General features: G+C 45.1%; 3 protein-coding genes. All 3 read right to left on the bottom strand.

Annotation, left to right across the window (positions count from 1 at the left end; all coding sequences use genetic code 11):
• Nucleotides 1–716 (bottom strand): TRAP transporter large permease (locus Q4Q35_RS02190; RefSeq protein WP_303276284.1); only part of this gene is annotated, 716 nt, incomplete at its 3' end.
• 1 nt (nucleotide 717) lies between these two features.
• Nucleotides 718–1209, bottom strand: a complete 492-nt coding sequence (locus Q4Q35_RS02185) for a TRAP transporter small permease (protein ID WP_303276283.1) — start codon at nucleotides 1207–1209, stop codon at nucleotides 718–720.
• A gap of 1 nt (nucleotide 1210) precedes the next feature.
• Nucleotides 1211–1558: TRAP transporter substrate-binding protein DctP (gene dctP / locus Q4Q35_RS02180; RefSeq protein WP_303276282.1), on the bottom strand; the 348-nt coding region annotated here is incomplete at its 5' end.

Below are 1558 nucleotides of genomic sequence, written 5' to 3'. Positions count from 1 at the left end.
ATACCGCCTACTACGATCACTAATAACAGTAAACTGAAAAAGGCTTTTCTAAAGTGTGTCCAGATCTCTTTTAGGGTCGATCGTTTTTCTTTTGAGAACTTTCTCTTTATGGCCACATAGGCGATGTACCCCATAAGGGCCAGACCTAATAGTACGCCTGGGAGGTAACCTGCTATGAACAGGGCCGCTACCGAGGCTGTACCGCCACTTGCCAGGGCGTATACGATTAGTATGTTGCTTGGGGGGATAAGTAGTCCGGTTGTGGAGGAGGTGATGTTTACTGAAGCGCTGAATTCTCTTGGGTACCCTTCTTCTTCCATCCTATCGGTCATGATACTTCCTATGGCAGAGGTTGCTGCTATGGCGGATCCGGATATGGCTCCGAAGAGCATCGAGGCCAATACGTTTACGTAGGCCAGACCGCCCGGGAGGCTCGCCACCAATGATTTGGCAAAGTTGATCAAACGGTTGGCTATTCCGCCTCGTTTCATGATCTCTCCGGCCAGGACAAAGAATGGGATCGCCAGTAGTGCAAAACTGTCTATGCCGGTAATCATACGCTGGGAGATCGTGGTGATGCCTGGTAACTTATCGATGTTGAGCAACAGGCTTATCGTAGTGGAGATCCCTATACTGTATGCTACTGGTACTTTTAGCATCAGGAGTGCAAAAAAGCTTATGAATAGTACTAGGATGCTGATGACTTCTATACTCATTTTATTCGGTAATTTCGTTGGTCTTTATTTTTATGGTATGGTAGATGGAAAAGCTCATGATAAGCAGACCGCTCAGTGGCAGGATGCTATAGATGTAGCCTAATGGGATGCGTAGGGTTCCGGATAGTTGCTCCAGGTGCAGGGTTGTATAGACCAGGTTTATCCCTCCTATTACCATAACTACTAGTGCGAACACAAAGATGCAGGCTTCTATAAATATGGATACTTTCTTTTTTGTGCTCGGGTTGAATTTTCTGTATAGAAAATCCATCGATAGGTGTTCGCGCTTGGCATTTAGATAGGCTGCGCCTAATATGGAGAGCCATATCAGGGAGAAACGTGCTAATTCCTCTGTCCAGGAAAAGGACCTGTTCAGTATGTATCTTGAAAATACTTGCCAGAGGACGTCTATGACTAGAAGGGCGAAAATCACTACTAAAAACAACTCCATGATTCGGCATACTTTGTTATATATGGCTTCTGCGTGCTTCATCTTATTCGGCTTTTATTTGATTTATCAGGGGGGTCATCTCTGGATATTCTTTCTTGAAGTCTTCTAATACTGATTTTGACTTTTCTGCAAAGAGCGACTTTTCTGGGATAATAACTTCTACTCCTGCTTCTTTTGCTGTTTTCATTGAGGCTTCTACCGAGGCACGCCAGTATTCTTTTTGGGCCTGTGAGGATTCGGTAGCGGCGGCTTCTACCCACTGGCGTTCTTGCTCTGATAGTTTTTCCCAGTATTTGGTACTGATCAGTAAGACATCGGGAACGGCTGAGTGTTCGTCTATTGTATAATACTTGCTTACTTCGTAATGGTTTGAGGAGACAAACGAGGGCGG

Origin of the sequence: Flavivirga aquimarina, from assembly GCF_030540835.1 — a bacterium.
Taxonomy (GTDB): Bacteria; Bacteroidota; Bacteroidia; order Flavobacteriales; family Flavobacteriaceae; genus Flavivirga; species Flavivirga aquimarina.
Note: the sequence above shows the minus strand (reverse complement) of the source record. Positions and strands in the feature narration are given on the sequence as shown.